Source organism: Endoryza foliicola, assembly GCF_050589245.1.
GTDB lineage: Bacteria > Bacteroidota > Bacteroidia > Chitinophagales > Chitinophagaceae > Endoryza > Endoryza foliicola.
The window spans coordinates 406,236-415,618 of record NZ_JBOBEW010000005.1; the positions used below are offsets into that span (position 1 = coordinate 406,236).

A 9,383-nucleotide genomic window follows, 5' to 3' on the forward strand; every position below is an offset into this window, starting at 1 on the left:
AATGGATAAGAAGATCAAGCTGATACGAGTTACAACAGTGCCCATTTCACTTAAAGTGTTGCTTAGGCATCAGCTTAAGTACATGTCGAACTACATGGAGGTCATTGGCATTTCTTCACCGGGAATTGAATTGAAAGAAGTTGAAGATCAGGAAGGAATCAGAACTATTCCTGTACCAATGACGAGGGCGATTACGCCATTTCAAGATTTGAAGTCAATTTGGAATTTATATAAGATTCTTAGAAAAGAGCGTCCTGCCATTATTCATTCTCATACTCCAAAAGCCGGTTTGGTGGCCATGATTGCAGGAAGATTAGCAGGAGTGCCGGTTTGTATCCATACTGTAGCAGGACTTCCTCTCGTAGAAGCAACAGGAGTGAAACGTCGCCTACTAATTATGGTAGAGAAATTGATTTATCGCTTTGCTCATAAGGTATATCCGAATTCAAGTAATCAAGCTCAATTCATCATCGAGACAAAACTTGCAAAACCGTCCAAAATAAAGGTTTTGGGCAACGGAAGCAGTAATGGTATTAATACAGATTTTTTTGCTAGAACTCCAGAACTTGAATCTAAGGCAAATGAAATCAAGTCCAAACATCAACTTTCAAAAGATACTTTTACGTTTGTTTTTGTTGGAAGAATTGTTCGAGACAAGGGTATACATGAGTTAATCGATTCTTTTGTGCAGATCTACAGTGTGAATGGCTCTGTTCGGTTGCTACTGGTAGGGCCATTTGAACAATCTTTGGATCCTATTTCAGAAGATCGTTTGGAAATTTTGAAAACACATCCTGGAATCATTCATTATGACTTCCAACAGGATGTCCGCCCCTTTTTAATGGCAGCTGACGTTTTGGTTTTCCCGTCGTATAGAGAAGGGTTTCCCAATGTTCCGATGCAAGCAGGTGCATTAGAGCTACCTCAAATTGTCACTAATATTAATGGTTGTAACGAAATAGTAGAAGATGGGAAGAATGGTCTGATTGTAACTCCAAAATCAAACCACAACTTACAAACAGCAATGGAGCGTATGATAAACGACAAATCGCTATTCGAGTTTTGTAAAGAAAATGCTCGTAACATGATTGTGTCTAGGTATCATCAACCATATTTTTGGAACATCATTCATCAAGAGTATAATCATTTGCTAAATAAAACGCAACGTGTATAAACATTTTCTGAAACAGGTACTTGACAGCACTTTGGCCTTCGTTGGCTTAATCATTGCGAGCCCTGTTATACTTCTTACGATTGTATTTTTGGCTATTGCCAACCAGGGTAAGCCCTTTTTCTTTCAAAGAAGGCCAGGTAAAAACGGACGTGTTTTCCTGCTGGTGAAATTCAAAACCATGAATGATCGAAAAGATCAAGATGGGAAACTACTCCCAGATGAAGTGCGTCTTACAAAAATTGGAGCATTTGTCCGTAAAACGTCGTTAGATGAGTTACCCCAATTAATCAATGTTTTAAAAGGGGATATGAGCCTTGTTGGGCCAAGACCATTGCTTGTAGAATATCTACCATTGTATACGCCGGAACAAAATCGCAGACACGAAGTAAAACCCGGAATTACAGGGTGGGCACAAGTAAACGGAAGAAATGCGATAAGCTGGGATCAAAAATTTACTTTCGATGTTTGGTATGTCGACAACATTAGTTTTCTTTTGGACATAAAAATCGTCTTTCTAACAATTAAGAAGGTATTCAAATCTGAGGGGATAAGTTCCCAAGGGCATGCAACTATGCCATTTTTTACCGGAAACAACAAATAAATGAACATATTAATTACATCGGCAGGACAAAGGGTATCCTTGGTACGAGCATTTCAGAAAGAGCTTAAAGCGTTGTATCCAAATAGTAAAGTTTTTACCACTGATATGGCGCCTCAATTGAGTGCAGCTTGTAATGTATCAGATGCTTATTTCAAAGTAAAACGAGTTACAGACCCATCATATATCAATGATTTACTTCAATTATGTGTGGAGCAAGATATTAGAATGATTGTGCCAACAATAGATACTGAGCTGTTGGTGCTTGCTGAGAACAGAGCTACATTCGAAGAGAAGGGAATTTACGTTATGGTGAGCGAGTTACCTGTTGTAGATATGTGCAGAGACAAACGGAAAACAAATTCTTTTTTTGAATCGAGAGGAATAGCCATTCCTAAAGCGATTGATAAAAACAATCCAAGCTTTCCTTTGTTTATTAAACCATACGATGGAAGTTTAAGCAGTGACAACTACATTATTCATAGCAAAGAAGAACTCCGCGATTTTCACCTCACTAACGAGAAGTTCTTATTCATGGAGTATTTGAATAAAAAAGAGTACGATGAATTTACGGTCGATATGTACTTCAATAGGGTAGGTGCATTGTGCTGTATTGTGCCAAGAAAACGGATATTAATACGTGCAGGAGAAATTAATAAGGGGGTGACATGCAAAAATGTATTTGTATCTTATTTAAAAGAAAAAATAGGAACGATAGAAGGCGCTCGAGGTTGCTTAACTGGTCAATTCTTTCTTCATCCGGAGAATGGCAAAATTGCAGCCATTGAAATCAATGCGAGGTATGGCGGTGGTTATCCTTTGAGTTATAGGGCCGGAGCGAACTATCCCAAATGGATGATTCAAGAATACTTCCAAAATCAAGCTGTTTCCTATACAGATAATTGGGAGAACAATTTACTCATGTTACGATACGACGACGAAGTTTTGGTTCATGATTATAAAGCAAACTAATAGGCCATTTGTAGTATTTGATTTGGATGATACTTTGTTTCAAGAAATTGACTTCTTGAAATCAGCTTATCGTCATATTGAATTGCTTTTAAAGCCATACTTAGAGGCCAGCCTAGCAGATCAATTGTATGCGGTCTATTCAAATGGGAACAATGCTTTTAAATGGCTTCTTGAAACATACAAAGAACAATTGCCTTCAAATGTTGATCTTAATTTCTTACTTCACGAATATAGAACACATCTACCTACTATTGAGCTGAATGCTGACGCAGCTAATTTTATAAAATTACTTCAGCAGTTCTCCATTCCATTGGGTTTAATAACAGACGGAAGAAGCGTAACCCAACGCAACAAACTCACAGCTTTGGGTATCCAAAATATCTTTGCCTCCATTGTTATTTCCGAAGAATTTGGTTCCGAAAAGCCCAATCCAGCCAACTATCTCCACTTCGAGAGTCTTTTTCCAAGTTTTGAATTTTATTATTTTGGTGACAATACCAAGAAGGACTTTATCGCTCCATTGGCCCTGGGGTGGAAAACTATTTGCGTAAAAAACAAAGGAGAAAACATTCACAATCAAGACTTTACGCTATTATCACCAGAAACCTTGATAATAAATTCTTTTGAAGAAATTGCATTTCTGTAAAAAAAATTCTACTTTAGTGCTGTGATTGTGGAATGTATTGACTATCAATCTTCTACTTCAACAAAACGTACTCCAATTATCTCCCCGAAAGACATCTCCAATTTCTTTTATCTCTGATTCTAATACCTCCGAAGAACGACAAGGTACAGTAGCGACAGTTATTTGTCATCTTTATTGTGTGTCCACCGGTTTACAACGGGGTTGTATCTCTGTTGGCCGTTAACTCTATAAAAAAATGAAAACTAAAATTTGGTTATCATCCCCACATATGGGTGGTAATGAACTCAAGTATGTAAATGAGGCATTTGCTTCGAATTGGATTGCTCCATTGGGCCCCAATGTAGACGGATTCGAAAATGACCTTAAAAGATATTTGGAAAATAGAGTAGCAGTTGCTGCTTTAAGTTCCGGAACAGCGGCTTTGCATTTGGCTTTGGTGTTACTTGGAGTAGGTATTGAGGATGAAGTTATTTGCCAATCAATGACATTTGCCGCATCAGCTAACCCCATCGTTTATCAAGGTGCTACACCCATCTTTGTAGACAGTGAGCCCGACACCTGGAATATGTCTCCTGTATTCCTTGAAAAAGCAATTGAAGACCGATTAGTAAAAGGCAAGAAACCAAAAGCAATCATTGTAGTTCATTTGTATGGTATGCCCGCAAAGATGGACGAAATTATGGCGGTTGCTAACAAATATAGTATCCCTGTAATTGAAGATGCAGCTGAGGCTTTGGGATCTACCTACAAAGGAATTCCTGTTGGAACCATTGGTCAAATTGGTATTTTTTCTTTTAATGGTAATAAAATTATCACAACTTCCGGTGGAGGTGCTGTTGTAGCCAACGATGAAGCTTTGGTTAAAAAAGCAAGATTCTTATCTACACAAGCTCTTGATCCAGCCCCTCACTACCAGCATTCTCACATCGGTTACAATTACCGAATGAGTAATATCAGTGCTGGAATTGGAAGAGGACAAATGGAAGTTCTGAACGATCGTGTAAATAAAAGAAGAGAAAATTTTGCTTTTTACCAGAATAGTTTCTCTTCAAATAATGCTATTAAAATGGGAACTGCTCCTGATGGTGATTTTTTCTCTAACCATTGGTTAAGTACTGTTCTTATTGAGAGCAATGAAGTATCAAGAGAGGACATCCGTTTGGCATTGGTAGCTGAAAACATCGATTGCAGACCTTTGTGGAAACCGATGCATATGCAACCCGTTTTTGAAAATTGTCCGTTCTATGGTGATGGCACTTGTGAAAGATTGTTTGAATTAGGACTTTGCCTTCCTTCCGGAAGCAACCTAAAACAAGAAGAACTCGACTTAGTTGTTAATACTGTGAATTCTGTATTTGAAGCTGCTAAAAATAAAAAGAAAGAAACCATAGCAGTTTAGAATACAACCCTTTCGAACGAAAGTTCGTCTCTGTGAAACGATAATATCCAATAGCTTCTTGAAGGCACAATAATCCAAGTTTTCCGTGTAAAGCTCCCTATTAGCTTACAAACTGAACCCGATAAGAAAACTTAACGTTAAACCTGTTCACCGCCCATGAAGCAGCTATTATCTTTTAACAAAGCCGTACCCAGATGGGTTGTACTCATCTTAGACCTAACGATAACCGTACTGTCGTTCTCATTGTCGTACTTTATCGTAAAGCAATTTCATTTTCCGGAAATCCTTAGAGGACATTTTTTCTTCTATACGGCGCTCTATGCAATTATCTCATTAATTGTATTCTTTGCTATGCGCATCCATACCGGGTTAATTCGTTATTCGAACAACCACGATATGATTCGCATTTTCGTTGCAGTTCTGATTACCGGACTAATCTATCCTGTTGCTTCTGAAATATTTGTTTCAAGACGCTTCCACATCACAAGCTTGAATGTTCCCGGTGTACTATTGATCAATTTTTTCATCAATTCTAGTGCTTTAATTTTACTGCGCACCTTTGCGAAGAGCTTTATGAACTATGTTCGAAATATCAACGTAGTAAATAAAGAGAATGTGTTGATCTATGGGTCTGATGGAGACGCCATTTTGATCAAACAAGCAATTGAAGCAACTGCTACCAATAAATTTGTGATAGCTGGTTTTATAGACAGTGCTCCAAATAAAGTAAACACGCATATCCAACAAAAACGTGTTTTCCATATCAATGCTTTAGCTACTCTAAAACAACGAAAAAATGTAAGTAAGTTGTTGATCATGAATGATCAATTGACTAATGCTGACAAGAAGTTGGTGATTGAAAAATGTTTGCTCGTAGGTATCAAAGTATTGACGGTTTCTCCTTCTGATCAGTGGGTATACGGTAAATTAAGTCTTGGACAAATCCAAGAATTGAGTATCGAAGACTTGTTACAACGTGAACCAATTGTTATCAATAATGATAAGATTTCAGAAGAACTAAAAGGCAAGACTGTATTGATTACAGGAGCTGCAGGATCAATAGGCTCAGAAATCGTTCGCCAGGTTATCACCTTTGCGCCTAAAATGGTGATCCTTTGCGATCAGGCAGAGTCTCCTTTACATGAAATTCAACTAGAAGTAGAGGAGAAATTCCCTAGTGTAACCATAAAAACATTCATTGGAAGTATCCGCGATAAAAATAGGATGAAGATTCCTTTCCGTGATTATAGACCGGATTATGTATTCCATGCTGCAGCTTATAAACACGTACCAATGATGGAACGTCACCCAAGCGAAGCCATTCTTACCAATGTAATGGGTACAAAAATTTTAGCTGATTTAGCGGTACAATTCAACGTCCACAAATTTGTAATGATTTCAACAGATAAAGCTGTTAATCCTACGAATGTAATGGGTGCGTCAAAAAGGATTGCGGAAATGTATTGCCAGTCGATGAGTTCTAATGGCCGTTCAATTGAATTAGATGCAACTGGTCTTTTACCAACCAATACAGGAACTAAATTCATTACAACCCGTTTTGGAAACGTATTGGGCTCAAATGGATCTGTGATTCCTCGCTTCAAGCAGCAAATTCAAAAGGGTGGGCCTATTACGGTAACACATCCTGAAATTACTCGCTATTTTATGACGATCCCTGAAGCAGTTCAATTGGTACTTCAAGCTGCTCAGATCGGAAATGGAGCTGAAATCTATATTTTCGACATGGGTAAGCCCGTGAAAATTGTTGACTTGGCGCTTAAAATGATTCGATTGGCCGGATTAACACCAGATGAAGACATTAAGATTTTCTACACAGGATTACGTCCGGGTGAAAAATTATACGAAGAACTATTGAACAAGGAAGAAATTACGCTGCCAACTCCACACGAAAAGATTAAGATCGCAAGAGTAATTCCGTGTGGGGATAGTGTTCGAAAAGATATTGATGAACTGATTGGATTGGGAAAATTGGAAGATAGTTACAATGTTGTTCGCACGATGAAGGCGCTGCTTCCTGAATTCAAGTCTAACAATTCAATTTATGAAGATCTGGATCATTCGGAAGAGTCAGAATTGAGAGAGGCGAATGCATAGAATTTGTCCACATTTCATTGACTTTTATTCATAACCCATTAAATTACAGTGCTTAATAGTCCTTAATTGAACTAAGTAATTAGAATAATAACCAAAACTTGCTGTAAACCATGAAAGTATTATTAATGATATTAATAAGCACTTTCATGGTTTCTTTTTGTTGGGCCCAAAAAGAAAACAATGTTTGGAATTTCGGTTATGGTGTACAGGCCAATTTTAACAGCGGGAATCCTGTATTTGAGCCGGGTAGTCAATTAAACAGCTGGGAAGGCTGTTCTTCAATTAGCGACCGCAATGGCAATTTGCTATTCTATTCCGATGGTATGAATGTTTGGGATAGAAGTAATGCCATAATGCAAAATGGGAACCTATTGCAAGGAGATACCATCTCAACAATTTCATCACTCATTGTTCCTTTCCCGGGATCTAACACGCTTTATTACCTGTTTACGATAAATAGCTTGGAGAGTAAGCCAGGTGATTTAAAATACAATATCATCGACATTACTCTAAATGGTGGGTTGGGTGGAGTAGTCGTAGGTTCAAAAAACATCCCTCTTGAAACCGGACTACTTGAAAAAGTAGCGGCGGTTAGACATGCCAATACAAAAGACGTATGGTTAGTTTGTCATTCAGCAAATAACTCCAACTTTATTGTCTACAATATTAATTGTAATGGAATAGATATCGCTTCACGTTCAGTTCAATCAATTGGATTGCCTGTTATTGTTGCGCCTGTTGGAAATGCGATTGGATATATGAGGTTTTCTCCCAATTGTCGCCGACTTGCCATAGCAAACTTTTGGACGAATATTCAAGTTTTCGATTTTGATAATGAAACAGGGATCTTGTCTAACTATCAGTTGGTTGATGAAAAACCAGCACCCATAAGTGCGTTTTATGGAATACAATTTTCACCAAATTCACAAGTACTTTATGCAACAGAATTAACAAACAAGGGAGATCCCGGCAACTACTATCTATGGCAATACGATTTAAATGCCCCAAATATTCCTCTTTCAAGATATGAGGTTTATTCGGAAAAAAATGGGAATCCCGTACCTCCTGCGGCGGCAATGCAATTGGCAAATAACCGTCAAGTCTATGTTGCACACAGTTATGCAGGTTTTCTAAGTACAATAGCAAACCCAAATGTAATCGGAATCGGGTGCAATTTTTCTTATAGCAGTGTTGCCATTCCAAATGGTAATTTAAGTGGACTCGGGCTGCCTGCATTTGTTGAAGGTATTGATATAACCCTTTTAGGAAATGATATATCCGTTTGTGAAGACTCTGTTGTTACATTGAGAACTCCAATATTGCAAAACACAACCAAGCAATGGTCTAATAGTTCAACTGCAGATACTTTGAATGTTACTCAGACGGGATACTATTGGGTAGACATCTTTCATAATGGTTGCACCTATCGCGATTCTATTTATGTAGAATTCAGACCCAAACCAATTATTAATTTTCCCAATGATACCACAGTTTGTGCGAATCTAATTCCGGTAAACTTAACGCGTACTATTCCCGGAGCAACTTATGTTTGGAATGACGGATCGATCGGAAATAGTATCCTTGTAGACACTACCGGCCTTTACTGGCTAGAGGCTACCTTAAATGGCTGTTCTAGACGTGACTCCATCCAAGTAAACATTGCAGCATTACCCACTTATAGCTTCGGAGCCGATACAAGTGTATGTGAAGAGACGATCGTTACACTCAATCCAGGTGTTGTAGGAACGAGTTATCTGTGGAGTACAGGAGCAACTTCGACTTTCATCACCACCGATACCAGCGGAACCTTCTGGTGTAAAGTGACCAACGCCTTTGGATGTACCTATACCGATACCATCAATGTGCAAGTGCGTCCAAAGCCGGTAGTTAATCTTGGTGCTGATGTCATTATCTGTAACGATGCTGCTCCACTAAGGATTGGACAAACCATTGCAGGAGCTACTTATAATTGGAGTACGATGGAAACAAGTGATTCAATCTCTATAACTAATACTGGATTGTACTGGCTTGAAGCTACCATCAATGGTTGTTCAAGAAGAGACTCAATCAATGTTACCATCAATCCGGTTACGACTTATAGTTTTGGTGCTGATACCAGTGTGTGTGAAGAGACGATCGTTACACTTAATCCAGGTGTTGTAGGAACGAGTTATCTGTGGAGTACAGGAGCAACTTCGACTTTCATCACCACCGATACCAGCGGAACTTTCTGGTGTAAAGTGACCAATGCTTTTGGATGTACTTATACTGATACCATTAATGTGCAGGTAAGACCCAAACCGGTGGTTAATCTTGGCGCTGATGTCATCATCTGTAATGATGCTGCTCCTTTGAGGATTGGACAAACCATTGCAGGAGCTACTTATAATTGGAGTACTTCAGAAAATACTGATAGTATTCAAGTAAATACCAGCAATGTTTATTGGCTTGAAGCCACCATCAATGGTTGTTCGAGAAG

7 protein-coding genes are annotated in these 9,383 nt (G+C 38.5%); all 7 read left to right on the forward strand.

Features of this window, described 5'->3' with window-relative positions; genetic code table 11:
• Position 1 precedes the first annotated feature (1 nt).
• A complete protein-coding gene (locus tag ACQ2HE_RS14070; RefSeq protein ID WP_430895810.1) occupies positions 2-1,174 on the forward strand; it encodes a glycosyltransferase family 4 protein in 1,173 nt (390 codons plus the stop codon).
• Positions 1,167-1,775, forward strand: coding sequence for a sugar transferase (locus ACQ2HE_RS14075; protein WP_430895808.1), 609 nt, complete (start codon positions 1,167-1,169; stop codon positions 1,773-1,775). Before ACQ2HE_RS14070 ends, ACQ2HE_RS14075 begins: the two co-directional genes overlap by 8 nt.
• Positions 1,776-2,744, forward strand: a complete 969-nt coding sequence (locus ACQ2HE_RS14080) for an ATP-grasp domain-containing protein (protein WP_430895806.1) — start codon at positions 1,776-1,778, stop codon at positions 2,742-2,744. It begins immediately after the preceding gene.
• Positions 2,725-3,390, forward strand: coding sequence for an HAD family hydrolase (locus tag ACQ2HE_RS14085; RefSeq protein WP_430895805.1), 666 nt, complete (start codon positions 2,725-2,727; stop codon positions 3,388-3,390). The genes ACQ2HE_RS14080 and ACQ2HE_RS14085 overlap by 20 nt, the downstream gene beginning before the upstream one ends.
• A gap of 235 nt (positions 3,391-3,625) precedes the next feature.
• Positions 3,626-4,789 (forward strand): DegT/DnrJ/EryC1/StrS family aminotransferase, encoded by a 1,164-nt coding sequence (locus tag ACQ2HE_RS14090; protein WP_430895803.1) that lies wholly within the window; start codon positions 3,626-3,628, stop codon positions 4,787-4,789.
• Positions 4,790-4,945: 156 nt separating this feature from the next.
• Complete coding sequence (locus tag ACQ2HE_RS14095; RefSeq protein WP_430895801.1) at positions 4,946-6,904, forward strand: polysaccharide biosynthesis protein; 1,959 nt, start codon at positions 4,946-4,948, stop codon at positions 6,902-6,904.
• A gap of 110 nt (positions 6,905-7,014) precedes the next feature.
• The coding region (locus tag ACQ2HE_RS14100; RefSeq protein WP_430902459.1) for a hypothetical protein at positions 7,015-9,383 on the forward strand (2,369 nt) is incomplete at its 3' end.

Excerpts from the sequence above, each read along its gene's own strand:
- ACQ2HE_RS14070 (WP_430895810.1), top strand. The coding sequence starts at position 2 with ATGGATAAGAAGATCAAGCTGATACGAGTTACAACAGTGCCCATTTCA.
- ACQ2HE_RS14080 (WP_430895806.1), top strand. The coding sequence starts at position 1,776 with ATGAACATATTAATTACATCGGCAGGACAAAGGGTATCCTTGGTACGA.
- ACQ2HE_RS14085 (WP_430895805.1), top strand. The coding sequence starts at position 2,725 with ATGATTATAAAGCAAACTAATAGGCCATTTGTAGTATTTGATTTGGAT.
- ACQ2HE_RS14090 (WP_430895803.1), top strand. The coding sequence starts at position 3,626 with ATGAAAACTAAAATTTGGTTATCATCCCCACATATGGGTGGTAATGAA.
- ACQ2HE_RS14095 (WP_430895801.1), top strand. The coding sequence starts at position 4,946 with ATGAAGCAGCTATTATCTTTTAACAAAGCCGTACCCAGATGGGTTGTA.